Source organism: Allobosea sp. GW821-FHT12C12 (genome assembly GCF_058807355.1).
This window is the reverse complement of sequence record NZ_JBXAQP010000019.1, coordinates 22,030-46,621: the sequence shown is the minus strand read 5'-3', so window position 1 is coordinate 46,621 and position 24,592 is coordinate 22,030. Positions and strand designations below refer to the sequence as shown.

General features: G+C 68.7%; 26 protein-coding genes and 1 tRNA gene. 10 read left to right on the top strand and 17 right to left on the bottom strand.

Annotation, left to right across the window (positions count from 1 at the left end; translation table 11 throughout):
- The 4 genes from AC1RRW_RS20905 to AC1RRW_RS20890 form a co-directional block, all read left to right on the top strand.
- Window positions 1-309 (top strand): hypothetical protein (locus AC1RRW_RS20905; RefSeq protein WP_492903459.1); only part of this gene is annotated, 309 nt, incomplete at its 5' end.
- A 144-nt stretch (window positions 310-453) separates the two neighbouring features.
- A complete protein-coding gene (locus AC1RRW_RS20900) occupies window positions 454-669 on the top strand; it encodes a hypothetical protein (protein WP_492903457.1) in 216 nt (71 codons plus the stop codon).
- Window positions 666-1,262 carry a HutD/Ves family protein gene (locus AC1RRW_RS20895; RefSeq protein ID WP_492903455.1) on the top strand — a complete coding sequence of 199 codons (597 nt, stop codon included), beginning with the start codon at window positions 666-668 and terminating at the stop codon, window positions 1,260-1,262. Before AC1RRW_RS20900 ends, AC1RRW_RS20895 begins: the two co-directional genes overlap by 4 nt.
- An 88-nt stretch (window positions 1,263-1,350) precedes the next feature.
- Window positions 1,351-2,154, top strand: a complete 804-nt coding sequence (locus tag AC1RRW_RS20890) for a DUF72 domain-containing protein (protein WP_492903453.1) — start codon at window positions 1,351-1,353, stop codon at window positions 2,152-2,154.
- On the opposite strand, the gene AC1RRW_RS20885 is transcribed toward AC1RRW_RS20890, so the two are convergent.
- Together AC1RRW_RS20885 and AC1RRW_RS20880 are read right to left on the bottom strand one after the other, a co-directional pair.
- Window positions 2,151-2,618 carry a YbaK/EbsC family protein gene (locus AC1RRW_RS20885; protein WP_492903451.1) on the bottom strand — a complete coding sequence of 156 codons (468 nt, stop codon included), beginning with the start codon at window positions 2,616-2,618 and terminating at the stop codon, window positions 2,151-2,153. The genes AC1RRW_RS20890 and AC1RRW_RS20885 overlap by 4 nt on opposite strands.
- Window positions 2,615-2,893: a hypothetical protein gene (locus tag AC1RRW_RS20880; RefSeq protein WP_492903449.1), complete on the bottom strand. Its 279-nt coding sequence runs from the start codon at window positions 2,891-2,893 to the stop codon at window positions 2,615-2,617. The genes AC1RRW_RS20885 and AC1RRW_RS20880 overlap by 4 nt, the downstream gene beginning before the upstream one ends.
- 186 nt (window positions 2,894-3,079) lie before the next feature.
- Between AC1RRW_RS20880 and AC1RRW_RS20875 the strand changes: the two genes are divergently transcribed.
- Both AC1RRW_RS20875 and AC1RRW_RS20870 read left to right on the top strand, forming a co-directional pair.
- Complete coding sequence (locus AC1RRW_RS20875; RefSeq protein WP_492903447.1) at window positions 3,080-4,765, top strand: methyl-accepting chemotaxis protein; 1,686 nt, start codon at window positions 3,080-3,082, stop codon at window positions 4,763-4,765.
- Window positions 4,766-5,100: 335 nt separating this feature from the next.
- A complete protein-coding gene (locus AC1RRW_RS20870; RefSeq protein WP_492903445.1) occupies window positions 5,101-5,721 on the top strand; it encodes a GNAT family N-acetyltransferase in 621 nt (206 codons plus the stop codon).
- Between the two features lie 56 nt (window positions 5,722-5,777).
- On the opposite strand, the gene AC1RRW_RS20865 is transcribed toward AC1RRW_RS20870, so the two are convergent.
- The gene (locus tag AC1RRW_RS20865) at window positions 5,778-6,470 is read right to left on the bottom strand and encodes an AprI/Inh family metalloprotease inhibitor (protein ID WP_492903443.1); all 693 of its coding nucleotides are present in this window, start codon (window positions 6,468-6,470) and stop codon (window positions 5,778-5,780) included.
- A 224-nt stretch (window positions 6,471-6,694) separates the two neighbouring features.
- Between AC1RRW_RS20865 and AC1RRW_RS20860 the strand changes: the two genes are divergently transcribed.
- Entirely contained in the window at window positions 6,695-7,117 is a 423-nt protein-coding gene (locus AC1RRW_RS20860; RefSeq protein ID WP_492903441.1) for a RidA family protein, read from the top strand.
- Window positions 7,118-7,127: 10 nt separating this feature from the next.
- On the opposite strand, the gene AC1RRW_RS20855 is transcribed toward AC1RRW_RS20860, so the two are convergent.
- The 3 genes from AC1RRW_RS20855 to AC1RRW_RS20845 are packed head-to-tail and all read right to left on the bottom strand — an operon-like array spanning window position 7,128 to window position 9,355.
- Window positions 7,128-8,714 carry an OpgD/OpgG family glucan biosynthesis protein gene (locus AC1RRW_RS20855; RefSeq protein ID WP_492903439.1) on the bottom strand — a complete coding sequence of 529 codons (1,587 nt, stop codon included), beginning with the start codon at window positions 8,712-8,714 and terminating at the stop codon, window positions 7,128-7,130.
- 15 nt (window positions 8,715-8,729) lie between these two features.
- Complete coding sequence (gene vapC / locus AC1RRW_RS20850) at window positions 8,730-9,146, bottom strand: type II toxin-antitoxin system VapC family toxin (protein WP_492903437.1); 417 nt, start codon at window positions 9,144-9,146, stop codon at window positions 8,730-8,732.
- A complete protein-coding gene (locus tag AC1RRW_RS20845; RefSeq protein ID WP_492903435.1) occupies window positions 9,143-9,355 on the bottom strand; it encodes a type II toxin-antitoxin system VapB family antitoxin in 213 nt (70 codons plus the stop codon). Before AC1RRW_RS20845 ends, vapC begins: the two co-directional genes overlap by 4 nt.
- A gap of 564 nt (window positions 9,356-9,919) precedes the next feature.
- On the opposite strand from AC1RRW_RS20845, the gene AC1RRW_RS20840 reads away from it, so the two are divergent.
- Together AC1RRW_RS20840 and AC1RRW_RS20835 are read left to right on the top strand one after the other, a co-directional pair.
- On the top strand, window positions 9,920-11,065 hold the full coding sequence (locus AC1RRW_RS20840; RefSeq protein ID WP_492903433.1) for a type III PLP-dependent enzyme: 1,146 nt from the start codon (window positions 9,920-9,922) through the stop codon (window positions 11,063-11,065).
- A gap of 116 nt (window positions 11,066-11,181) precedes the next feature.
- Window positions 11,182-11,712, top strand: coding sequence for a GNAT family N-acetyltransferase (locus AC1RRW_RS20835; protein ID WP_492903432.1), 531 nt, complete (start codon window positions 11,182-11,184; stop codon window positions 11,710-11,712).
- A gap of 59 nt (window positions 11,713-11,771) precedes the next feature.
- On the opposite strand, the gene AC1RRW_RS20830 is transcribed toward AC1RRW_RS20835, so the two are convergent.
- Together AC1RRW_RS20830 and AC1RRW_RS20825 are read right to left on the bottom strand one after the other, a co-directional pair.
- A complete protein-coding gene (locus AC1RRW_RS20830) occupies window positions 11,772-13,259 on the bottom strand; it encodes a M48 family metalloprotease (RefSeq protein WP_492903430.1) in 1,488 nt (495 codons plus the stop codon).
- Window positions 13,252-14,037: a hypothetical protein gene (locus tag AC1RRW_RS20825; RefSeq protein ID WP_492903428.1), complete on the bottom strand. Its 786-nt coding sequence runs from the start codon at window positions 14,035-14,037 to the stop codon at window positions 13,252-13,254. Before AC1RRW_RS20825 ends, AC1RRW_RS20830 begins: the two co-directional genes overlap by 8 nt.
- A 28-nt stretch (window positions 14,038-14,065) precedes the next feature.
- Here AC1RRW_RS20825 and AC1RRW_RS20820 point away from each other — a divergent pair.
- Window positions 14,066-14,142 (top strand) — tRNA-Arg (locus AC1RRW_RS20820).
- A gap of 83 nt (window positions 14,143-14,225) precedes the next feature.
- On the opposite strand, the gene AC1RRW_RS20815 is transcribed toward AC1RRW_RS20820, so the two are convergent.
- The 9 genes from AC1RRW_RS20815 to hydA form a co-directional block, all read right to left on the bottom strand.
- Window positions 14,226-14,543 (bottom strand): hypothetical protein, encoded by a 318-nt coding sequence (locus AC1RRW_RS20815; protein WP_492903427.1) that lies wholly within the window; start codon window positions 14,541-14,543, stop codon window positions 14,226-14,228.
- On the bottom strand, window positions 14,518-16,359 hold the full coding sequence (locus AC1RRW_RS20810) for a dipeptide ABC transporter ATP-binding protein (RefSeq protein ID WP_492903425.1): 1,842 nt from the start codon (window positions 16,357-16,359) through the stop codon (window positions 14,518-14,520). Before AC1RRW_RS20810 ends, AC1RRW_RS20815 begins: the two co-directional genes overlap by 26 nt.
- Window position 16,360: 1 nt before the next feature.
- Window positions 16,361-17,221 carry an ABC transporter permease gene (locus AC1RRW_RS20805; protein ID WP_492903424.1) on the bottom strand — a complete coding sequence of 287 codons (861 nt, stop codon included), beginning with the start codon at window positions 17,219-17,221 and terminating at the stop codon, window positions 16,361-16,363.
- A gap of 7 nt (window positions 17,222-17,228) precedes the next feature.
- On the bottom strand, window positions 17,229-18,185 hold the full coding sequence (locus tag AC1RRW_RS20800; protein ID WP_492903422.1) for an ABC transporter permease: 957 nt from the start codon (window positions 18,183-18,185) through the stop codon (window positions 17,229-17,231).
- Between the two features lie 15 nt (window positions 18,186-18,200).
- Complete coding sequence (locus tag AC1RRW_RS20795; RefSeq protein ID WP_492903420.1) at window positions 18,201-19,646, bottom strand: ABC transporter substrate-binding protein; 1,446 nt, start codon at window positions 19,644-19,646, stop codon at window positions 18,201-18,203.
- A gap of 94 nt (window positions 19,647-19,740) precedes the next feature.
- Window positions 19,741-20,400 (bottom strand): DUF1028 domain-containing protein, encoded by a 660-nt coding sequence (locus AC1RRW_RS20790; protein WP_492903418.1) that lies wholly within the window; start codon window positions 20,398-20,400, stop codon window positions 19,741-19,743.
- On the bottom strand, window positions 20,397-21,635 hold the full coding sequence (locus AC1RRW_RS20785) for a RidA family protein (RefSeq protein ID WP_492903416.1): 1,239 nt from the start codon (window positions 21,633-21,635) through the stop codon (window positions 20,397-20,399). Before AC1RRW_RS20785 ends, AC1RRW_RS20790 begins: the two co-directional genes overlap by 4 nt.
- 24 nt (window positions 21,636-21,659) lie before the next feature.
- Window positions 21,660-22,919 carry a M20/M25/M40 family metallo-hydrolase gene (locus tag AC1RRW_RS20780; RefSeq protein WP_492903414.1) on the bottom strand — a complete coding sequence of 420 codons (1,260 nt, stop codon included), beginning with the start codon at window positions 22,917-22,919 and terminating at the stop codon, window positions 21,660-21,662.
- Between the two features lie 172 nt (window positions 22,920-23,091).
- Window positions 23,092-24,573, bottom strand: a complete 1,482-nt coding sequence (gene hydA, locus AC1RRW_RS20775; protein ID WP_492903412.1) for a dihydropyrimidinase — start codon at window positions 24,571-24,573, stop codon at window positions 23,092-23,094.
- Window positions 24,574-24,592: the final 19 nt, after the last annotated feature.

Genomic DNA, 24,592 nt, shown 5'->3' with positions numbered 1-24,592 from the left:
GCCGCCGCCGGTCCGCGCCCCGATCGCCGCCCGCCACGCCGCGACGACCGGCCGCGTCAGGACGGACCCCGTCAGGACCGCCCGCCGCGCACCGGCAGGCCGGATCAGGGCCGTCCCGAGCAGGGCCGCGGCCCGAGGCCGGACTTCAAGCGCGACGGCCGGCCCGGCGGCCCGCGCCGCGACGACCGCGATGTCGAGCGCCTCAATCAGCCGCAGCGTCCCCGCCCGGCCGAGCGCGAGCCCGATCCGGATTCGCCATTCGCCAAGCTCGCCGCGCTGAAGGCGCAGCTCGAGGGCCAGAAGAACTGAGCGCGAAGATGGCGGGACGGAATGCGCGATGTGGCCGGTGCGGTTGCGTCCCGCGCGCCGGACCGCTATTCGGCTAAGGACGTCCTGCGAAGGATGCTCGGCCTTGCGTTCCGGCCGCGTCGGAGTCTGTGAGTTTTGCAGTCCATGCCCATGTCCGCCGCCGGCCCGATCTCGAGCAGCACCCGCGAGCGCCCGCGCTTCATCGCCATCCGGCGGGAGAGCGACGGCTACGGCATCCGCTTCGGCCTGACCGAGGAGGAGGACAGGCTGCGCCATGGCCCGGTCTTCGCGACCTTGCCCGAGGCGCTGGCCTGGATCGCCAGCGTCGACGGCAGCGCCGGCGAGACGCCCGGCTCGTGAACACGGCCCGTTTGACCGCGCTGCCGGCGAGCGGCTTTCGCCGCACCCCCTGGAAGAACGGCGGCGGGGTCAGCACCGACATCGCCGGTTGCTACAGGGCGGATGCCGCGCCTGGCGCCTGGGACGGCGTGATCTGGCGGCTCGGCCGCACGCAGATCGTGACGCCCGGCCCGTTTTCCGATCTCACCGGCTATGAACGCCTGCAGGTCGCGATCGCCGGCAGGGGCCTCGTGCTGGCGGCCCCGGACAGCGAGATCGACCTGCGCGAGCCCTGGCGTCCGGTCCGCTACGATGGCGGCACGCCGATCGTGACCCGGCTGGAGCACGGCCCGGTCGAGGTGGTGAACCTGATCGCCGACCGCCGGCTCTGCGAGATCGCGCTCGTCGTGCCGAGGCCGGGCGAACCGGCAGAACTGCCGCCCGGCCTGCATTTGCTCTATGCGCCCGACGCGCGGGCTTCAGGCGAAGTGGACGGGCAGGCCTTCGCGATCGGGGCCGGCGATGCGCTGCGGATCGAGGCGGAGAAGGCCTGCTGGCTCTCGATCGCCCCAGGCATCGCACTGCTCGCCACGATCATTCGCCGAGACGGCTGATGGATTTCAAAATCCCTAGCTAATCTCCACGATATCCCGGTCGGGCGTCGATCCTGGCGAGGTGCGCGGATAGGTGAGAACAAGAACGATGGCCAGTTCCGGAAAAATCCATATCGGCGTCGGTGGCTGGGTGTTCGAGCCCTGGCGCGGAACCTTCTATCCCGACGGGCTGTCGCAGAAGCGCGAGCTCGAATACGCCGCCGGCAAGCTCACCTCGATCGAGATCAACGGGACCTACTACGGCTCGCAGAAGCCCGAGAGCTTCGCGCGATGGCGCGCCGAGACGCCCGACGGCTTCGTCTTCGCGCTGAAGGGTTCGCGCTACATCACCAATCGCCGCGTGCTGGCCGAGGCTGGGCCCTCGATCGAGAAATTCTTCGCCACCGGCGTGACCGAGCTGAAGGAGAAGCTCGGCCCGATCAACTGGCAGTTCACGGGCACGAAGCAGTTCGACCCGGCCGATTTCGAGGCCTTTCTCAGGCTGCTGCCGAAAAGCGATGGCGGCGTCGCGCTGCGCCACGCCGTCGAGGTCCGGCATGACAGCTTCCGCTCGCCCGCGTTCGTCGCGCTGCTGCGGGAGTACGGGGTCGCCGCGATCGTCTCGGCGGATTCCCCCTACACGCAGATCGCCGACGTCACGGCGCCGTTCGTCTATTGCCGGATCATGGGCGCGAAAGAAGCGGAGCCGAAGGGCTATCCTGACAAGGCGCTCGATGCCTGGGCGAGGCGCGCTCGCGACTGGGCCGCGGGCGGTGCCGCCGAGGGGCTCGACGTGGTGGTGGCGGATGCGCCGACGAAAACGCCGCGCGACGTGTTCCTCTATGTGATCAGCGGCGACAAGATGCGCAATCCGGCTGCCGCGATGGCGCTGATCGAGCGGGTTTCCGCCTAGGGTGAATCCTGGCAGAGATCGGCCCAGATCGCGCCGGTCAGCGCCGCCATCCGGTCCGGGCCGATCCGGAGCGCGCTGGTCGTCGAGCCGGCCGCGGGCACGACCTCGTCGAAGGCGCGCAGCGAGACGTCGCAATAGACCTGCAGCGGCGTCGCCAGGCCGAACGGACAGACGCCGCCGACAGGATGGCCTGTGAGGCCCGAGACCTCCTGCGCATCGAGCATGCGCGGCTTGCCGCCGAGCGCGTCCTTGACCTTCCTGTTGTCGAGCCGGGCGTCGCCACGCGTGACCACCAGCACGACGCGCTCGCCGATGCGCAGCGACAGGGTCTTGGCGATCTGCCCCGGCGCGACGCCATGCGCGGCCGCCGCCAGCGCCACGGTGGCGCTGCTTTCCCCGGTCTCGACGATGGCGATGTCGGGGGCGTGCTGGCTGAGAAAGGCACGGACGCTGGCGAGACTCATCGCCGGGTTCCTCCGAAGGCCCAGCGCAGCGCCAGGGCCGCAAGCGCCGGCACGCCGAAGACGACGAGGAAGATCGGCCATTCCCGCATCGCGCTGAAGCCGGCGCGGTTGATGCCGATCCAGAGATTGACGAGCGCGGCCGCGAACCAGAGCGGAACGAAGATCTTCGTGGCGAAGGCGATCGGTCGCGTGCCCGCGGCCTTCAGGCGCGGCGCGAGGATCAGCAGCAGTCCGAGCAGGGCGAAACCGCCGGCGATGACCTTGAGCGTATGCATGGGCTCCCCCTCGGTGGCAGAATAGCCGCCCTCCGGCCGCCGGGCGACCCCTGCCCGCCGATCCGTTCGCATCGGCGTTTGAATATCTGGCGGCGATTACCGGGGCTTAATCCTTCACGGGCATGATCTCGGGTCGAAGCCGCGCCCGGCCGGGCGCGGATCGTCCCGGGCTAAGGTTTTCCGGCGATGGCCATCCTGCGCCGAATCTCCACACAGATCTTCTGCGCGGTCCTGGTTCTCGCGTTGTCGGGGGCGTTCGCGATCGGCTTCGGCACGGCGACGCTCGGCCGCTACGCCGCCATGACCGACGACATGCAGGCGGCGTCGCGCCGGGAGCTGCTGGCGGAAAGGATCAACGGCGCGGTCAACGCCACGGTGATGGAATCGCGCGGCATCTATATGAGCCGCGACGCGGCGGATGCCGAGCGCTTCGCCGTGCCGCTGCTGGCCAACCTCGCCGAGATCGAGGGGCTGCTTCGCGAATGGCGCGGCATCGCCGCGGCCGGCAGCAGCTCGGCGGCGCTCCAGGACGTGACGCTGCAGGTCGAGGCCTTTCTGCGTTTCCGGAGCGAGATCGTCAGGCGCGCGCGGGTAGACGGACCCGCGGCCGCGGATGCGCTCGGCAACAACGAGGATAATCGCGGCAACCGGCAGGCCTTGAACGCGGCGCTCAGGCGCGTCGCCGAACTGAACAGTCGCGACAGCGCCGTCATCGACCAGGCGCTGGACCTGCTGCAGCAGCGCAGCATGACGACCCAGCTTGCCGGCGGTCTCCTGTCGCTCGCGCTCGGGCTTGCCCTGGCCCTGATGGTGGTGCGACGCCGTGTCGTCCAGCCGCTGCGGCAGTTGTCGCTGACCATGCTTGGGCTGGCGGCCGCGCGGCCGGTCGACGCGATTCCGTCGGCGACGCGTCCGGACGAGATCGGCGACATGGCGCGCGCCGTCGTCGTGTTCCGCGACAACGCCATGGCGCGCGAGGCCCTGGAACGCGAGGCGCGTGCGACCGAGGGCGCCAGGATGAGCCGGCAAGCGAGGCTGGAAGAGCTGATCTTCGATTTCGATGCGAGGATCGAAGCGGTGCTCGACACGGTGCGCTCCAGCGCCGGCGCGATGGAGGAGACGGCGCGCAGCCTGAACCGGATGGCCGTCGTCGCCAGCGATCAGGCCGGGCAGGCGCGCGGCGCCTCGCTCGAGGCGTCGGGCAACGTCACGGCCGTGGCCGCGGCCTCCGAGGAGCTGTCGGAGTCGATCGCCGAGATCGCCGAGCGCGTCGGCAAGGCCAACGCGGTCGTCAGCGCCGCGGCGCGGGAGGCGAGCGGCGCCAGCGTCAACGTCGCCAATCTCGCCGAGGCCGCCGGCAATATCGGCAAGATCGTCGATCTCATCCGCGATATCGCGGCCCAGACCAATCTGCTCGCGCTCAACGCCACCATCGAGGCGGCGCGCGCCGGCGAGACCGGGCGCGGCTTCTCGGTGGTGGCGGGCGAGGTCAAGGAGCTCGCGAGCCGCACGGCGCAGGCGACCGACGACATCGCCGGCCAGATCGCCGCCTTCGAGCGCGAGGCGCAGGGCGCCGTCGGCGCGATCGCGCAGATCGCCTCGGTGATGAACGAGGTCGCGCAGCACACCCTCGCGATCGCCGGCGCGACCTCGCAGCAGATGATGGCGACCTCCGAGATCGCCCGCAACGCGCAGGCGACCGCGACCGGCACGTCCGGCGTCGTTCGCCGGATGGAGGGCGTGACGGCGGCATCCGAGGCGACGATGAGCGCGGCGAGCCAGGTGCTGGCGACCGCCGAAAGCCTCGCCCGCGAAGCGCACGAGCTGCGCGGCGCGATGGCGACCTTCTTCAGCGAGGTCAAGGCGGCCTGAGCCGCTTTGCGGCGGCCGCGAATGCGCTGTAGCTCCGCACGGCCGGGAACGCGCTTGCCGCGAACAATCGCCAGATCGAAGTCTTCGCGGCGGTGATGAAGGCCGGCACGATTTCCGCGCGCCGAAGCCTGGTTCAATCCGGCGCGCTGGACGGCCATGGCGCCGATCAATGCCGAGGCAGAGCGGCGCGGCATTCGCCATGCGCCGCTCTCCCGCCCGCCATGAGGCGGCGCGCCTCTTGCATTGCAGCAGACAAGGCGCATCTCTCGAGATGTCAGGGAAGACACGCCTCCGGTCGGCAGCGCAATCGATGCGCGCTTTGACAGGAGAAAACATTGGCTAGCTCAAGCAAGGCCCGATCGACCGCGGTTGGTGGCGAAATCCGCCGGCTCTGGCCCGCGGAACGCGACCTCTTCACAGCCCATCTGTTGCGGCTCGACGCGCGGACGCGCCGCGAGCGCTTCGGGACGGCGGTTAACGACGACTTTCTGATCAACTATGCCGCCGCCACCTTCGGCGTCGGCGGGCTGGTCTATGCCTATATCGAGGCGGGCTCCGTGCGCGGCGCCGGCGAATTGCGCGGGCTCGACGACATCGTCGCGCAGACCGGCGAGGCCGCCTTCAGCGTCGAGCGCGACTGGCGCAGGCAGGGAGTCGGCGAGGCGCTGTTAAGCCGGCTGATCACGGCCGGGCGCAATCGCGGCATCCGCACGCTCTATATGACCTGCCTGCCCGAGAACGCGGCGATGCGCCGGCTCGCGCGCAAGTTCGAGGCCGATCTCGTCGGCGGCTACACCGATGTCGAGGGCTCGATCGCGACCGGCGGGCCGACGCCGTTCACCATCCTCGACGAGGCCTTCGACAACGCCCGGAGCTTCGCCACGATCGCGCTCTCCCTGCAGCGCAAGTTCTGGCGGCCGGCGCTGTTCGGTCGGGCCCTGCGCGGCGGCGCCTGATATCATCTGACGCGAATTCTCTTCGCTCGGTTGATTCCAGCCAAGCGAAAAGCGCGCTAGCGGCTGAGCGACAGCGCCGCGCCCGACTTCGTCACCGCGCCGCTGAGCGAGCCGCCGCTGTCGGCGCGCAGCCGCGCCACCACGGCGCCGCCCTGCTGGTAGAGATAGACCTCGCCATTGCGGTAGTCCCAGGCGTTGACCGTCTGCAGGTCGCGGTTCGAGCAGCCCGACGCGCTGGCGCGGTAGAGATCGAGCGTCGAGGCGCTGGACAGCTGGACCCGGCAGGAGCCGCCGGTCGCCTCGCGCGCGGTCCAGCCGCCGACGACGCCGTCGCGCGAGGAAACAGGCGCGCGCGCCTGTCCCGAGCCAAGCGTCTGAATATCGCCGCCGCCGCGCAGGGTCGGCGGCTGCGCCGGGGTGGCCGGGGGCGGGGCCTGCGGCGCACCGGCATTGGGATCGAAGAACGGATCCTGCGGCGGGGGCAGGGCGCCGGGGCCGGGCGGCGCGCTCGCGACCGGATAGCCGCCCGGCGGCGGCAACGGCTCGGAAATCACCGGGGACGAGGAGATCGGCGGCGCCGATTGCAGCGGCGGCTGGCCGTAGCCGCCTCCGGGGCCGCCATAGGCCTGCCCGCCGGCAGGCTGACCGCCGACGAAGCGCTGCGAGCCGGCGCAGGCGGCGAGCCCGAGCAGAGGCAGCAGGCAAGCGGCCTTGAGGAGGGCGCGGGCGGTCGATGCGGTCGTCGTCATGCCAAGCTCGTCTCGATCGTCTTCATGGGCCGGGAGCAGACTGCAGCCGCCAATTGAACCTGACATGATCGCCATGTGGATCGCGGCTGCCGCAAGTCCTGTTTAGCCCAGTGCATGGACCTTTCCCAGTGCGCAAGCCTTACGAACCCGCCGCGAACGGTCTGGTTCCGCATGCCGCGGCCGGGCATAGTCATGCGATCTGGCCTGCAAGTTCGGAGACGCCGATGAAGCCGCTCAACCCCGCCACGATCCGTCCGCCCTTCGCGCGCTACAGCCATGGCGTCGAGGTGCCGGCCGGGCACAGGCTGGTCTTCTGCTCTGGCCAGCTCGGCGTCGCGGCCGCTGGCACGATTCCGGAAGGCGCGCGCGCCCAGGCCGATCTCTGCTTTTCCAACATCGCCGCGATCCTGACCGAGTCCGGCATGCGGCTTTCCGACATCGTGCGCATCAACGCCTATGTCACCGACCGCGAGCACATGAAGGACTACATGGAGTCGCGCGACGCCCATGTCGGGACGCCGCCGCCGGCCTCGACGCTGGTGATCGTCTCCGGCTTCACCCTGCCGGAGTTCAAGGTCGAGATCGAAGTGGTCGCGGCCGCCCCCGAGAAGCGCCGGAAGGTCAGGGTCGGGGCGGAAAAGTTCTGAATCGGTCCGGTCAGTTCTCGGCCCGCCATGGATAGCTCCAGGTTTCGGTCAGCGCCTTGTCGCGGATCTTCAGGAAGGCGCGCATCTCGGCGAGCTGGCCCGGCTCGACGACGATGTCGATGAAGGCACGGAAGCCTTGCGTCTTCGGATTGGGCACGATGAAGGCGCGGTCGATCCGGCCATAGGCGATCGAGGGCACGATCTCGACCTTGTCCGGCTGGCGCAGGTGGAAGCCGAGGTCGCCGCCGGCGAAATCGACGATGAAGCGGCGCGACCCGGTCGTCACCGCCTCGCCCGAGCCCAGCGCCTTCGGCCGGGCCTGATAGGTGTTGATGATGCGCCCGCCCGGATGCAGGTCGTTGGAATCGAGCATCGCCGTCAGCTTGTAGGCGAAGGAGAACTCGCGGCCCGGCTCCAGCGGGGTTTTCGGCGCCCAGAGCGCGACGACATTGTCGTTGGTCTCGTCGGTGGTCGGCAGCTCGATCAGCTCGACGACGCCCTCGCCCCAGTCGCCCTGCGGCTCGATCCAGTAGGAGGGCCTCAGCTCGTAGCTCAGATCGAGATCCTGGTAGTGCTCGAAGACGCGGTCGCGCTGCATCAGGCCGAAGCCGCGGACATTGCGCTCGACAAAGGACGAGGTCGCCTGCTGCCTGGGATTGCGCAGCGGCCGCCAGATCCATTCGCCGGTGCCGGAATGGATCATCAGCCCGTCGGAATCATGCAACTCGCTGCGGAAATCGTCTTGGAAGCGCCGGTCGTTCTCGCCGGTGAAGAACATCGAGGTCAGCGGCGCGAGGCCGAGCTTCTCGATCGCCTTGCGCGGGAACAGCGTCGCGTAGACGTCGACCACGCTGTCGACGTCCGGATAGATCTGGAAGCGATAGGCCCCGGTGACCGAGGCCGAATCGAGCAGGGCATGGACCGTGACGCGCTCGGCGTTGGCCGCGGGGGCCTCGACCCAGAACTCCCGGAACATCGGGAACTCCTCGCCGCCGGGCACGCCCGCGCCGATCGAGAGCCCGCGCGCCGACAGGCCGTAGCGCTGCTCGCGGCCCAGCACGCGGAAATAGCTCGCGCCGATGAAGGAGATCAGCTCGTCGAAGATGCGCGGATCATTGAGCGGGTAGTGCAGCCGGAAGCCGGCGAAGCCGAGATTGACCGGCAGCGGCTTCTCGAACCTGACCCGGCCATAGTCGAACAGGTTGGCGGAGTAGGGCACCGGCGTCGCGACGCCGTCGCGCACCACGTTCACCACCACGGGCCGGTTGAACAGGAAGCCCGGGTGGAACATCTGCATGCGGAAGCCGGCGCCGGTCTGCGCCAGCAGCGCCCGTTCGGGGCGGAAGCGGATGTCGCGCCAGGCGTCGAAATCGAGCCGAGAAAGCTGCTCGGGCAGGACCGGCCCGGGCTCGTAGGGCACGGACGCGATCTCGCGGGCGCGGGCGACGACCTGCTCGAAGCCGAAACGCGGCTGCGGCGGGGCGGGAGGAGGCGGTTGCGGCTCGGGCTGCTGGGCGAGCAGGGCCGAGGGCGCGACGGAGGCGGCAAGCAAGGTCGAGAGGCCGGCAAGAACGGAGCGGCGATGAGGGGCGGGCATAGGGTTGTTCGATCTTCAGGACAGAGGGTCGAATGCGGACGCATCGAAGATGCGCAAGTCGAGATGAAGCGCCATTAGGTCGAAATCACGGTCGCGGTGCAGCAGTTCATATTGTCGCTCGATACAGAATGTCGCGATCAGGAGATCAATGCTTTTGCGGGGTGTGATGCCGACGCTTCTGAGCCTGCGCGAATGGCGGGCCGCTGCGACTGCAAGTTTCGGATCGACCATGCGCTGGAGCGAGAACCTCCGCATCCACGTTTCGAGCGTCCTGGCATGCCGATCGTCGCGTGCGCCGCGCAATAGCTCGAACAACACGAGATCGCCGAGAACGAGGTCCGGCGATCCGATCAGTCTATCGAGCTGATCGACCTGGACGGATTCGACGCCGCGCAGATGATCGATCCAGACGGAGCTATCGGCGACGATCACGTCTCCCGATCCGGCTCGCGATCCGTTCGCATCTCGTCCAGGTCGCCTTCCCAGCCCATCCCTCGCAGCGCCTCGAAGGCTTCTCGCTGGCGAGACATCTGGACGGTTCGACGCAGGGCTTCCTCGACCGTCGCCCGTTTCGTCGCTTTTCCGGTCACTCGCATCGCCGTCTTGAGAAGCTCGTCGTCGATCTCGATATTCGTTCGCATCACGCACCTGATGTGTCCGTTTCCGCATTATCCTACACATGCGGCGCGGCGCTTACAAATCGTCCCGACCGTCCAAAAAACTCTTGTCGTCCGACCCCGCGATCCGTATATCGGTCTCACCCAATTCGCACGTGCCTGTGGCCGCGTGCCAGTCGGTGGGCATCCGGACAAGAGGCCGGACAGCCGCCAGGAGTTGGAGGACGGATGGAGGGGGATGGATATCCCCTCAAATCACGCCTCCCGGTTCCCCCAGGGGAGCTGCTCTCCGAACAGCGACTGGCAGCCGGAGGCGAAACCGGCGAACCCCGAATCTCCACGGGGGACGCAGCTTAAAGCAACGACGGAACGGGCTTTTTTTGGTCTCGCTGGTCCTCCAAAGACCAGCACCGAAGAGGCTTGTCCTTCATTGCCGGGCGTGCGGGGTTAACCTCCCAATCGACGGTTGTCAGAGTCCGGGCGTTGCGTTCGGCTGTTCATGGCGTCTCCATCGCGCCTGGGACAGCCGACGTTTCAGCCGGCTTCACGTCGCATCGGCGCCGCTTGCGCCGAAGGGAGCAGCGTCTCATGACCGAGCGCATCCGTGAGTTCCTTCGTACCCGCCGCGAGGATGGGCCCTGCGTCGTCATCGATCTCGATGTCGTGCGCGAGAACTACCATGCCTTCTCGCGGGCCCTGCCCGACACGCGCGTGTTCTACGCCGTGAAGGCGAACCCGGCGCCGGAAGTGCTGGCGCTGCTGGCCAAGCTCGGCTCCTGCTTCGATTGCGCCTCGGTCGTCGAGATCGAGCTCGCGCTCGCGGCCGGCGCGACGGCGGACCGGATCTCCTTCGGCAACACGATCAAGAAGGAGCGCGACGTCGTGCGCGCCATGGAGCTCGGCGTGCGCCTCTTCGCCGTCGACTGCACGGCCGAGGTCGAGAAGGTCGCCCGCGCCGCCGCGGCGACGGCCGCGCAGGACGCGCGCATCTTCTGCCGCATCCTCTGCGACGGCGCCGGCGCCGACTGGCCGCTCTCGCGCAAGTTCGGCTGCGTGCCCGAGATGGCCGCGGACGTGCTCGAGCACGGCCATCGCCTGGGTCTGGAAGCCCATGGCATCTCGTTCCACGTCGGCTCGCAGCAGGCCAACATCAACGCCTGGGATTCGGCGCTCGCCTCGGCGTCCGCCGTGTTCAAGGAGTGCGCCACGCGCGGCCTGTCGCTGTCGATGGTCAATCTCGGCGGCGGCTTCCCGGCGCGCTATCTGCGTCCGATCCCGGGCGTCCCGGCCTATGGCGATGCGATCTTCCAGGCGCTGTCGAAGCATTTCGGCAACCGCCTGCCGCGGACCATCATCGAGCCGGGCCGCGGCATGGTCGGCGATGCCGGCCTGATCGAGACCGAGGTCGTGCTGATCTCGAAGAAGGCCAAGGACGATCAGGTCGCCTGGGTCTATCTCGATATCGGCAAGTTCAACGGTCTCGCCGAGACCATGGACGAGGCGATCCGCTATCCGATCCGCAGCGCCCGCGACGGCGATGCGACGGTGCCCTGCGTGCTGGCCGGCCCGACCTGCGATTCGGTCGACGTGATGTACGAGAAGACCCCGTACATGCTGCCGTTCAGCCTGGAGATCGGCGACAAGCTGTTGATCGAGGGCACGGGCGCCTATACGACGACCTATTCGGCCGTCGCCTTCAACGGCTTCCCGCCGCTGAGGCAGTACGTCATCTGACGTTCCGGGCGCGGCTCCCGCCGCGCCCGTCCACCCCACATCGTTCATTCGTGGCCGCGTTCGCGCGGCGCCGGGAAGGTCTGCGAGCCTGCAGGCGCTCCGGCCGGAGGTGCGTCATGATCGCGATCCGCGAGGAAGTCTTGTCCGATGCCGCGGCCCGCGAGGCCCTGCTCGATCGCTGCCTCGGCGAGCGCCGGACCGCGAAGTCGAGCGAGCGCCTGCGCGAGGGCCGGCTGCCGGCCGAGGGGCTGGCGCTCGTCGCCGAGCGCGACGGCGAGATCGTCGGCACGGTCAGGCTCTGGCATGTCGCGGCGAACGGCGTCCCCGCGCTGCTGCTCGGCCCGCTCGCGGTCGCGCCCGAATCGCAGGGCGAGGGTTTCGGCAAGGCGCTGATGCGCGAGGCGCTCTGGCGTGCCGCCTGCAAGGGCCATGGCGCGGTGCTGCTGGTCGGCGATGCCGCTTACTACGAACGCTTCGGCTTCTCGGGCGAGGCCACGCGCGAACTCGCCATGCCGGGTCCCGTCGAACGCGAGCGCTTCCTCGGGCTGGAGTTGCGCCAGGGCGCCCTGGCCGGAGCTGACGGCGTGCTGCTCGCGACGGGCGCGGCCGACGGGATGGCGATCGAGCCGGAGCGTCTCGCCGCCTGACGAAAGCTCGCCGACCGACTGGATGGAACGGCCGGGATCAGCGCGAATCCGGCCGCTTTCTATTCGGCGACGATCTTGTAGCGCTGGCCCGGGACAAGCGCGGCGTTGCGGTCGAGGCCGTTCAGGATCTGGAACAGTTCCTGCGGCCGCTCGACGCCGGCCATGCGCTGCGCCATGCCGGCCGCCGTGTCGCCGGCATTGGCGGCGATGAGCCTGATCTGGAGCGGCCGCGCTCCTTGCGCCTCGGTCGCGGACAGGGTCCTGAAGCTGTCGAGCAGCGCCCGCATCGGCCGTTCCGGATCGTTCGGGCCGCGCGAGGCCATGATGAAGCGGTAGACCCGCCCGCCGCTCTGGATCGCCGCGAGCCGGAACGACCAGTCGGCGCCGCGCCCGGCCGTCACGACCGCCGGCTGGCCCGAAACCTCGACCTGCTCGACCGCCCCGGTCCGCACGCCCTCGATCCAGCCCGAGGCGACATAGCTCTCCAAGGTCTGGTTGGCCTGCAGCGTCACCGAATCGAAGCGCAGCGCCTGGACTCCGTTGCCGCCGACGCCGACGACCATGTCGCGCGCCGCCTCCAGCCCGAAGCCCTCCGGCGCCGTGAAGGCGATCCGTAAAGCGCTGTTGAGGTAGCTGCGGCCGCGCACCACGCCGTCGCGCGGATCCTCGCCATAGGCGAGGCCGTCGATCGCGGCGAGCCAGTGGCCGGCCTCGCGCTCGCCGATGCCCGGCGCCCCGATCTGGCGGGCCGCCGACGTCACGGCGGCGACGCGCTCCGGCGTCGAGGGGTGGCTCGACAGGATGTCGAGGCGCCGATCCTCGGAACTGCGGTCCTGCGCCGCGCTGCGGAACACCGTGTTGCGGCCGAGCGCGCCGAGGAAGCGGCTGGCGCCGTAGGGGTCGAACCCGGCCCCGGCGATGGTGCGCACGCTGATCTGGTCGGCCGTCAACTCCTGCTGGCGCGAGAAGCGCGCGAGCGAGAGCCGCGAACCGGCCTGCAACGACGCGCCCGCCGCCGGATCGTTCAGAAGCTGCCCGGCGACCTTGGTGAACAGCGCCGATTCGGCCTCCAGTTCGGCGCGCTCGACCGCGTGCTTGGCCGTGACATGGGCGATCTCGTGCGCCAGCACCGAGGCGATCTCGGAGGTGTCGCTGGCCAGCCCGAGCAGGCCGCGCGTCACATAGAGCCGGCCATTGGGCAGGGCGAAGGCGTTGACCACGGGCGAGTTCAGGATTGTGATCTCATAGGCCCCGATCTGGCCCTCGCCGGCGCGCGCCAGCCTGGCGACGATGTCGTCCAGCACGGCCTTGACCGCCGGTGCGCGATATTCGCCGCCGAAGGCGGACAACAGGCGCTGGTGCTCGCTGTCGGCGCCGCGCTGGATCGCGGCGATGCGCGGCGCGAGTTCGGCGTCGGAAGGACGCTGCGGCGGCAGGAGGACGCTCTGCTCGCCGGCGCAGGCGGCCAGCAGCAGCGCCGCCAGCAACAGCGGCAGGCGGTTCATCGAGCGGGCGAATCGTGATCTGGCGAGCATCGGATCAGTCAATCACATCCAGCGCGGAGGCGGCGCCGATCTCGAGCAGCAGGCCGTCCCGCCCCGAGAGCGCGCCGCGCGCCAGCAGCCGTTTGCCCGGCAAGGAGGCGGCGGTCCAGCCCTTGTCCTGCATCTCGCGCCACAGCTTCCGGGACATGACGATCGACGCGGCCTCGCCTCGCCGGCGCGAGAGGTTGAGATAGGTGCGCTGGGCGCGCTCGCCGACCGAGGCGATGCGCCCCTGCAGCGCGACGATCCGCCCCGCCTGCGCCTTCAACGCGGCAACATCGTGACCATCGACGGCCGCATCGGTCGAAAGCGGAGCCGCCTGCGTCGCCCGCGGCGCGCCATCGCCGAGCGCGGCGCGCAACGCCAGATCGCAGGCGCGATGCTCGGGCTCCGGCAGGCGCGAGGCGGCCTTGGCCTGCAGCAGCGCGACCGCGAGATCGGCGGGTGTGTCCTCCGGTCGCTCCGCCACAGATATCAGGCGGCCCGGCGATCGACCCCAGCGATCGGGCTTCGCCAGCGCGACGAGCAGAAAGGCCTTGCCCTTCCACGGCGCGATCGCGGCGGCGAAGCGCTCGGCCTCGGCCTCGTCCTGCCGCGCGGCAAGGCCGATCAGCCGCAGGCTGCGGCCGTCGTCGAGCAGGATGTCGCCGGCGGCGTCCAGTCCGGCCAGCCGCACCATCGGCGCATCGGCGGCCGGGTCCGGACAGGCCCCGCCGGCGGCGCGCGCCTCCCCGATCGCCAGAAGCGCGACAAAAGCGACGATAGCGGGCTTCACCGGCATGGAGATTATGATACATGCATTCGCATGCGTCCCGGTAGCTCAGCAGGATAGAGCAACGGTTTCCTAAACCGTAGGTCAGGGGTTCGAATCCCTTCCGGGACGCCATTAATTTCAATGACTTAGTAAGCGTCTGACGAGCCTGCGAGATCCGCTCGTCCGAATCTCGTCGGACATCAGGTTTGAAAGACTCAGGCTGCCTTTCGCTCCTTCCACCTTTTTGCTGCTTCCAAACAGGCTTTGCAGGTCACCGCGGCATCGGAAGCGAGCCCGGCGCCATCCCTGCGTTTGTCATCGATAAGACCCATACGGCCGTCCGATGTGCTGCACAAAAACTGATCGGCCTTTCGCTTGAGACGACCTCCCCAGATCGCCTCGTCGCATCGGATGTGGGTGACGGTTAGAGGCGAAGTCCCCGGTGCCCGACGAGTGCTGCGTCCGCAACGGTCGCGGGACGAATTCCGGCTGCCATCTCGCTCCTGCTCATGTTCTCGCTTGCACCGCCCCATCGACCCTCGGGACGGCCGACAGCAGCCTGATCGTATAGGGGTGCTGCGGATTGTTCATCACCGTGTCGGCGTCTCCAAGTTCGACCAGCTCTCCCCGGTTCATCACCGCGATGCGGTCGGCCAAATGGGCGACCACCGAAATATCATGCGAGATGAACAGATAGGCGACGCCGAGCCGGTCGCGCAGGTCGGCCAGGAGATTGACGATCGCCGCCTGCACCGAGACGTCGAGCGCCGAGACAGGCTCGTCGCAGACGATGAATTTGGGCTCCGTCGCCAGCGCGCGGGCGATACCGACGCGCTGCTTCTCGCCGCCGCTCATCTGGTGGGCGTAGCGATCGGCGTAATGCGCCGGCAGGCGCACCAGATCGAGCAGCGCTCGCACGCGGGCGGGGATCTCGGCCTTCGGAGCGAGCCCGAAGCGCGCGATCGGCCGGGCCAGCAATTCGCCGATGGTCTTGCGCGGGTTGAGCGAGGAGTCCGGGTTCTGGAAGACGATCTGGGCCGTGCGCCGCATGGCCTCGAGCTCCCGCTGGGGCCTGCCGGAAACCGTCTCGGAGCCGATCCGGATCGTGCCGGCGTCGGGGTCGATCAGGCGCAGGATGGTGCGGCCGAGGGTGGTCTTGCCCGAGCCGGATTCGCCGACGAGCCCGAGCACCTCGCCCTGGCGGATGTCGAGGCTGATCGCGTTGACCGGCGTCAGCAGCGTCTCGACCTTGCGCGGCCGCCAGCCGTCGAAGCGCCAGCCGCCGCCCAGGCGGAAGGTCTTGGTGAGATCGGTGATGGAAACGATCGGCTTCTGGTCGCGGGCAGCGAGATCGATCGGCTCGGCGACCTGCTCGGGCTTCGGCCAGGGTGTGTCGCGCAGCGCCTCGGCATTGGCGCAGCGAACCTCGCGCTCGCCGACCTGGCGTAACGTCTGCGGCGCGTCGCTCGACGGCGTGGCGAAGGGACAGCGCGAGACGAAGCGGCAGCCGGTCGGCGGCTTGCGCAGATCGGGCAGCCGGCCGGGAATGGCGGCGAGACGATGCTGCTTCAGCCCGATGCGCGGGATCGCGGCCAGCAGCCCCTTGGAATAGGGGTGTACGGGATGATGCAGCACCTCCGTCGTCTCGCCGTGCTCGACGATCTGCCCGGCATAGAGCACCGCGACCTCGTCGGCGATGCGGCGTACGACGCCGAGATTATGGCTGATGAAGAGCATGGTCAGGCCGCGGCTCGCCCGCAACTGCTCAAGCAATTCGAGGATCTGCGCTTCGATCGTCACGTCGAGCGCGGTCGTCGGCTCGTCGAGGATAAGCAGCTCCGGCTCCGGCGCGAGCGCGCCGGCGATCAGCGCACGCTGGCGCATGCCGCCGGAGAGCTCGTGCGGATAGGCCTTGGCGACGGCCTGCGGGTTGACGATGCCGACCTCGTTGAGCAGTTCCACCGCCCGCTCGAAGGCCTGGGCCTTGGTGAAGCCGCGGTGATGGACCAGCCCCTCGCCGACCTGCTCGCCGATCGGCAGCGACGGGTTGAGGACGGAAAACGGATCCTGGAAGACCAAGCCGAGGCGCGAGCCGCGCAACTGGCGGCGCTCCTCGACGGACATCGCGCCGATGTCCCTGCCGTCGAAGGCGATCTTGCCGGAGGCGATCTCGGCTTCCTGCGGCAGCAGGCCCATCGTGGCGAGCGCCACGGTGCTCTTGCCCGAGCCGGATTCGCCCACCAGCGCCAAGGTGCGGCCCTTCTCGGCCGAGATCGAAATCGAGGACAGCGCCTCGAGCACGCCGCCCGGCGTGCGGTATCGAACGGTGAGGTCGTCGATCTGCAGCATGTCAGCGCTTTCCGATCCGGGCCTTCAGGCGCGGGTCGAGCCGCTCGCGGGCGCCGTCGCCGAGAAGGTTGATGCCGATGACGAGCAGGCACATCGCGATGCCCGGCGCCAGCGCGATCCAAGGCGCCCGGTCGATGAAGGAACGCGCCTCCGCAATCATCAGGCCCCAGTCGGAACTGGGCGGCTGCGCGCCCAGCCCGAGGAAGCTCAGCGCCGAGCCGAGCAGGATCGCATAGGTCACCCGCAGGCTGGCCTCGACCAGCAGCGGCGGCCAGGCATTGGGCAGGATCTCGCGGAACAGGATGTACCAGTTGCTCTCGGCCCGCGCCCGTGCCGCCTGGATGAACTCCTCGTTGGCGAGCGTCAGCGTCACGCTGCGCGCGATGCGCGCGATCAGCGGGATGTAGACGAAGCCGACGGCCAAAGCGGTCTTCCACAGCGTCGGCGGCGTGACGGCGAGGACCAGGAGGCCGAGCATGATCGCCGGGATCGCCATCAGGATATCGGCGATGCGCATCAGGATCTCGTCGGTCCAGCCGCGGAAATAGCCTGCGGCCAGCCCCATCGGCACCCCGACCGCGAGGCTGACCAGCGTGGCGCTGACGCCCATGGCGATCGACAGGCGGGCGCCCATCAGCATGCGGCTGAGCACGTCGCGGCCGTATTCGTCGGTGCCGAACCAATAGGTCGCGTTCGGCGGCAGGAAGCGCGTGCGCATCGAGATCGTGTCCCAGGGATGCGGCGCGATCCAGGGCGCCAGCAGCCCGAGCAGCACGATCGTCGCCGTCATGACGAGGCCGATCTTGAGCTGTAGCGACATCGGCCGGCGCGGCGGCTTCTCGGGTGCGGCCGCGGGGGCCATGGCGGCTTCACCCGACATTGCGGCCAAACCTGATCTTGGGATTGAAGCGCGCGTAGAGGAGGTCCGCCATGAGGTTGGCGAGCGCGTAGATCGCGGCCACCACGAGGATCGAGGCCTGCAAGGTCGGCAGGTCCCGGTTCTGAATGGAGAAGACGATCAGGCGGCCGAGGCCCGGATAGGCGAAGATGGTCTCGACCACGACGATGCCGCCCATCAGCCGGCCGAAATCCAGCGCCAGCACGGTGATCGTCGGCAGCAGCGCGTTGCGCAGGGCGTGGTGCAGCACGATGACGCGCTCGGGTAGGCCCTTGGCGCGCGCCGCGGTGACATAGGGGCTCTGCAGCACCTCGATCATGCTCGACCGCGTCAGGCGCGAGACATGGGCGAGATGGCCGAAGACCAGCGTGATGGTCGGTGCGATCAGGTGCTTGGCCCAGACCCAGAGCCCCGCCGAGGGCGGCTCGTAGCCGGAGGCCGGCAGCCAGCCCAGCCAGGCGGCGAACAGCATGATCACGACGATCGCCCAGAAGAATTCCGGGACGGCGATGCCGAGATAGGTGCTGACCGAGATGCCGTGGTCGAGCGGGCGGCCGTGGCGGAGCGCCGCCACGATGCCGAGCCCGACGCCGATCACCGCGATCAGCACGAAGGAGGCGCCGGTCAGCATCAGCGAGCGCCCGATCGCTTCCGCGAGCAGCGGCCCGATCGGGCGGTTCATCAGGGTGGATTCGCCGAGATTGCCGGTCAGGAAACCGCTGGCCCAGCGCAGATATTGCTGCCAGATCGGGTCGGTGAGACCCAGCTTGAGCTCGAGCGCGCGCACCTGTTCCGGGGGCGCGAAGGGCCCCAGGATCAGATAGGCGACGTTCGCCGGCAGCAGCGCGGTGATGCCGAAGACGAGCATTGAGACCGCCACGAGGACGAGGACGACGAAGAGAAGTCGGCGTACGACGTAGGCGGTCATCGCTGCTGGCCCCGCTTACGGCTTGAGAGTGACGTTCTTGAGATCGAGCCAGAGCATCGGGGTCGACTTGAAGCCCTCGACCTTCTTGCTCACGCCGTTCACATGCGCCATCGCGTAGGCGATGATGCTCGGCTGGGTCTCCTCGACCACCGCCTGGAACTCCTTGAACAGCTTCTTGCGCGCCTCCTCGTCATTGGTCTGGCGGGCCTCGTCGAGGATCTTGTCGACGCGCGGCTCGCTATAGCGCCAGAGCTGGCGGTTCCAGGACCCGGTGGAGTGATAGAAGGGGTAGAGCGCGGTATCGACCGTCGGCCGGGCGAAGTAGCCGTCGACATACATCTGCGCCTTGCCAGCGACGTTCGCCGCATAGGAGGCGAAGGGCACGCGCTCGACATTGATGCGGATGCCGGCGGCGCGCGCCATGTCGCGCACCGCGACGCCGAGGCGCACACGCTGCTCACGCTCCTGCGGAACCTGCATCGGCACGTCGACGCCGTTCGCGAGGCCGGCTTCGGCCATCAGCTTGCGTGCCTGCGCCACGTCCGGCGGGTTGAACTTCAGCTCGGTGTTGAAATAGGGGTGCCCCGGCGGCAGCGGGCTGAAGGTCGGCGCGCCCTGGCCGAAGAGGGCGAGCTCGACGAGCGCCGCCTTGTCGATCGTCAGCGCGAGCGCCTTGCGGACGCGCGGATCGTTGAAGGGCGGGCGTTCGTTGTTGAGGATCACGCCGTCCCAGGTCGGGGTCGGCACGCTGTCGACGCGGATCGAGGCGTGCTTCTCGAACTTCTCCACCGACTCGTAGGGAAGGTTCCAGAGAATGTCGATCGCGCCCGATTCCAGCGCGGCGGTGCGGGCGGCGGCCTCCGGCACGATGCGGATGGTGACGCCGTCGAGCTTCGGCAGGTCCTTCTCGTAATAGTTGGGGTTCTTGACCAGCTCCATGCGGTCGCCGGGCGACCAGGACTTGAACATGAACGGGCCCGTGCCGATCGGCTGCGTCGGAAGCTCGGCGAGCCTGTCCTTGGGCACGATGCGCAACTGGCGGTCGGCGAAGATGTCGGCAAAGCCGGCATAGGGGAACTTCAGCTTGAAGGTGACCTCGAGCGGGCCGCTCGCCGTGACGCTCTCGACCATGTCCAGGCTGGTGCGGGCGCGCGAGCCCGTGGCGGGGTCGAGGATCCGTTTCACCGTGGCGACAACGTCCTCGGCATCGAAGGCACGGCCGTGGTGGAACTTCACGCCGTCGCGGAGCTTGAAGGTCCAGGTCTTCAGGTCGTCCGAGATCTTCCAGCTCTCCGCGAGGTCCGGTTTCACGGTCAGGTCGGATTCGATCCGGGTCAGGCCGTTGAAGACCAGATTAACGTAGATGTACTCGTCGCCGATCGTGGTCTTGGCCGGGTCGAGCTGGTTCAGCGTGGAGCCGACGGCGACGCGCAGGGTGCCTTGGGCGAGGGCGGGAGCCATGGCTGCGGCCATCACGCCAGCGGCAACCGAAAGTCCTAGTAGAATCCGTCTCATTGTAATCCCCTTTTTGTTTGTCGTTGGTGCAGGCGGTGCCTCAGGGCGGCGAGATCACGGAATCCGGATCGATCGCACGCATCACGTAGAGATCGGCCACGGGCTCGTACTCTCGCCAGAGCCGTGCCAACGTCGCGATCGGATCGGTGTCGCTGTCGACGCGCAGGTCGACATAGGGAAAGGACTGCTTGTCAGCGATGACCAGGGCGGTCGAGACCAGCGGCTTGAACTCGCCGCCGGCGTCGTCGCCCGCCTTCAGCGCCGCGATCAGCCGCGCCGCGAGCGGCTTGCCGGACTCGGCCTCGAAGGCCCTGACCATGGCGAAGGGCACCTCCTTGCTGCGCACGATGTTGCCGAGCGCGACGCAATCCTTGCCATGGGCCTCGGCCAGCTCCGGCTTGCAGCTCGCGCCGCTATAGGAGGCGGTGCGGCCCTGCGCGTCGATGACGGCGAGCTGGCGCCAATCGCTGCGCGGCGTCGCACCGACCAGCGCCTTGATGACGTTCTCGGCGGAGTAGCCGCGGCGCAGCAGATCGAGTGCCAGCGGGCCGAGCCGCGGATCGGTCGTGTGCTGGGTCAGGGCGGCGCCGACGCCGGCGGCGGCATGCGAACAGCGCGAGCCGACGGCGATCGACGAGGTGGTGACGATGGCACCGATCATCCCGGTGCGAGCGCAACGCCCTGCCAGCGAGAAGGTCATCGCGCACTCTGTCCCTTGACGGCGACGATATCAACTTCCATCAGCAGCTCGGGGCTGGCGAGCCCTTTGACCACGACGGTGGTGAAAGCCGGCGGATTGGCGCCGAAGCGCTTGAGAACCACTTCGTTGACGGCGGGCAGGAAGTCGCTTTCGGTGACGTAGACCGTTGCCTTGGCGACATCGGCGAGCTTCGCGCCGGCATCGGCGAGCAGGAGCTCGACATTGTCCATCGCCTTCTCGGCCTGGGCCGTCGCGTCGCCGGCGCCGTGCATCTGGTGGTCGAGGCCCATGCCGGTCTGGCCGCGCAGGATGACGCGGTCCCCGGCGACGACGGCCATGCAGAGCTTGCTGTCGAGGCTCTGTGCCCGGGTGCCGTAGCGCGCATTGCTGGAATGGTAGGGTCGCAGGCGCTCATGCGGCTTGCCGCCCTGCTTCGGGATCACGACCACGTCGATCTCGAACAGGATTTCCGGCCGGGCGAAAGCGGTCGTGACGATGCCGGTCGAGACCGGGCGGACATCGCCGAAATGCTTGCCGATCATCGGATAGACGCCGGCGCGATAGGCGCGGTCGCTGATGTAGACGGTCATCTTGCAGATGTCGTCCATCGCGGCGCCGGCCTCGGCGAGCAGCGTTGCGAGGTTCTTCATCGCGATGTCGGCCTGGGCCGCCGAATCGGCGACGCTGCGGCCGGTATCGGGCGATTGGCCGTGGTCGAGCCCGGAGCCCGTCTGCCCGCGCACGAAGAACTCGTTGTCGGTCTTCACCACCATCGAGCCGGTCCAGGGGAAGCCCTGCCCGTGCCAGTTGTCGAAGGTGTAGGCCCGGGTATAGACGGCCGGAACCTGCGGGATCGCCGCCTCTGCATCGATCTGCACGATCAGCTCGGGCCGCCCGAGCCCGGCGACGACCAGCCCGGTCGAAACCGGGCGGGCATTCGGCACGCGCTCGGTGATGACGCGGTAGACTTCCGTGCGGTAGCCGCGGTCGACGATGCAGGTGGTCAGCTTGGTGAGGTTGTCGAGCGAACCGCCGGCCGCCTTCAGCGCGGCCTCGAGATAGTCCAGGGCCGCATGGGTCTGGGCGGCGGCGTCGCCGAGGCCCTTGACCGACCCGTCGGGCTGCGCGGCGTTGGCGCCACTGAGATAAAGGCGCTCGCCATGCTTGACCCCGGTCGGAACCGGGGCGGCGCCGCAGCCGGGAAGGGAGAGCGTGAGCGGAACGAGGCGATCCATGGTGATGTCCAATCGCGGGCGTGGTCAGGCGGAGAGATAGGCTGCGGCGGCGAGCGCATGCGTGCGGACGACGTGGAGGAATTCCTCGATCTCCACATACTCGTTCGGCTTCGCCATGCCGGTGGGGCTGCAGCCATAGACATAGGAAGGCACGCCGTTCTGCCGCCAATGCTTGCAGTCGGTCGCGCCGAGGCTGACGGCCGAGACGGGCTCGGGCCAGCCGAGCTCGCTCACCGTGCCCTTGACGATCGCGAGCATCTCATGCTCCGGAGGGCTGGCCGTCGGCTCGCAGGAATGCGTCCAGACCGGGGTGAGCCGGGCCGGCGGGTGGCGCGCGACGCGCTTCTCGACCTCGGCCAGCATGAACGCATGCGTCATGCCGATCGGCAGGCGGATGTCGCATTCGAGCCGGCAATGCCCCGGCAGCATGTTGATCTTGACACCGCCCTGGACCACGCCGACCGAGACCGTGACCTTGTTGAGGATGCCTGACGCGCCCTTGCCGACGCCATTGTCGATCGCGGCGAAGCCGGCCTCGATGGCGGTGCGGACCGACTGCTCCTGCTCCGCCGGCAGTTGCTCCAGCGTATAGAGGTCCTGGATCAGGTCGGAAGCGATCTTGATCGCGTTCGGGCTGGCATGAGTGTAGGCCGCATGGGCGCCGGGCGTGTCGATCTCGACGACGATGCGCAGCGTGCCCTTCTCGCCGAAGCGCACCATGCTCGGCACGCTCGGCTCGCCGTTCAGCATGCAGTCGCCGCGGAATTCCTCGCCGAATTCCTCGATGAGCCACTTCGCTCCCCAGGTCCCGCCGGTCTCCTCGTCGGAGACGCAGGTCAGGGTGAGGCGTCCGCCGAGCTCCTCGCGCAGGCGGTGTAGATAGATATAGGTCCAGATCGAGGCGGCGGTGCCGCATTTCATGTCGGCGACGCCGCGGCCATGTACCTTGCCGTCCTCGATCGCGCCGCTCCACGGGTCGCGCGACCAGCTTTCGCGCGGCCCTTCCGGAAACACGTCGATATGGCCGTTGAGGACGAGATGGCGCCCGGCCTTGCCGCCCTCGAAGGAGCCGACGACGTTCGGCAGGTGATCCTTCGCCGAGCGCACCTCGACCGGAACGCCCTCCTGCTTCAGCCGCGCGACCAGCCAGTCGGCGCATTCGCGGGTATCGCCGGGCGGGTTGGGACTGGGAATCGAGACGAACTTGGAGAGGAAGGCCAGGAGCTCATCACGATCCTCCTCGATCCAGGACAGGATTCGTTGCTTCACTGAAGCGGTGGCCATGGCGTTCTCCTCTCGCGACCGCCCAGGGAGGGGCGTCGATCAACCTGGAAGCCCCCCGTTTTCTGGTTCTTGCGGCTTCGCGAGAGAAGCTAAGTCATCGTCGGCAGAGTGACCGAATTAAAATGGCGCCTTACCTATTCGCCGGGATTATAGGCGCGGCCGGGACCTGCTCTCAAAGCAGGGCCGCGCCGAAGTTGCGTTCCGGATCCATGTCGGCGCAGAGGCGCCCGGTCGGCTCCGCCGCCCAGCCGCCGCTGCGGCCGATCCAGCGCCCGCTGCCGGCCACGCCCGCGACCTCGCCGCCGGCGACGACGTCCCGGCCGCGCACCAGCACATGGACCGGCCAGCCCTGGACGCTGCGCCCGGCGAACGGCGTAAACCCGGTCCGGTCATGCATCGCGGCGTCGGTGATCGCGACCGTCTTCGCCGGGTCCCAGATGGCGATGTCGGCATCGTTGCCGATCTGGATCGCGCCCTTGCCCTTCAGGTTGTAGATCGCGGCCGGCGTCGTCGCCGTCAGGTCGACGAAGGCCTCGAGCCCGCGGCCGGCGAAATCCCCGCGACCCTTGCTGACCATCGCGTCGAACAGCAGCGGCAGGCGCGTTTCCAGGCCCGGAAGCCCGTTTGCGATCTGCTTGAAGGTCGAATCCGGCCCGGCCGAGAGCTTGCCGGTCTCATCGAAGGCATAGGGTGCATGGTCGGAGGAGATCGTCTGGATGTCGCCGAGCGCGAGCGCCTGCCAGAGCGCCTCCTGGTCGTCACGCTCGCGAGGCGGCGGCGAGCACATCCACTTCGCCCCCTCGAGCCCCGGCTTGTCGATGTCGTGCCGGGTCAGGAAGAGATATTGCGGGCAGGTCTCGGCGAAGACCTTGAGGCCGCGCCCGCGCGCCCTGCGGATCACCTCGGCGCCTTCCCGCGTCGAGACGTGGAAGATCATGATCGGCTGGTCGAGCAGTTCGGCCGCCGCGATCAGCCGGGTGAACGCCTCGGCCTCGGATCCGCGCGGATGGCTCGGTGCATGATATTTGGGCGCCGAATACCCTTTCGCGAGCAGCTTCTTGCCCATCCAGGAAATCATGCCGTGATTTTCGGCATGGACGCAGACCAGCGCGCGGTTCTGCCTCGCCGTCAGCAGCAGGTCGAGCAGCGGCTCGTCGTCGATCTTGATCAGGTCGTAGGTCATGAAGACCTTGATCGAGGAATGGCCCTCGCCGATCAGCGCCGGCAGGTCCTGCTCCAGCGTCTTGGCATCGGGGTTGGCGATGATCAGGTGGAAGGCGTAGTCGATCATCGCGCCGCGTCGCGCCCGCGCCTCGTAGTCGGTGACGACCTGGCGCAGGTCGAGCCCGCGATGCTGGGCGGCGAAGCACATCACCGTCGTGGTCCCGCCGAATGCGGCCGAGGCGGTCGCGCTCTCGAAGCTGTCGGCGTTGAGCAGGCCGCCGGCCGAGACCTGCTCGATATGGGCATGGGTGTCGACGCCGCCGGGCAGGACGAGCTTGCCGGTCGCGTCGATCTCGCGGGCGCCGGCGGCTAGCTTCTCGCCGATGGCGACGATGCGCTCGGCCGTGACGCCGATATCGGCGGCGAATCGCCCGGTCGCGGCGCCGACCGTGCCGCCGCGGATGACGAGATCATAAGTGGGGGTGGTCATGGGGTCTCCTGCTGGACGC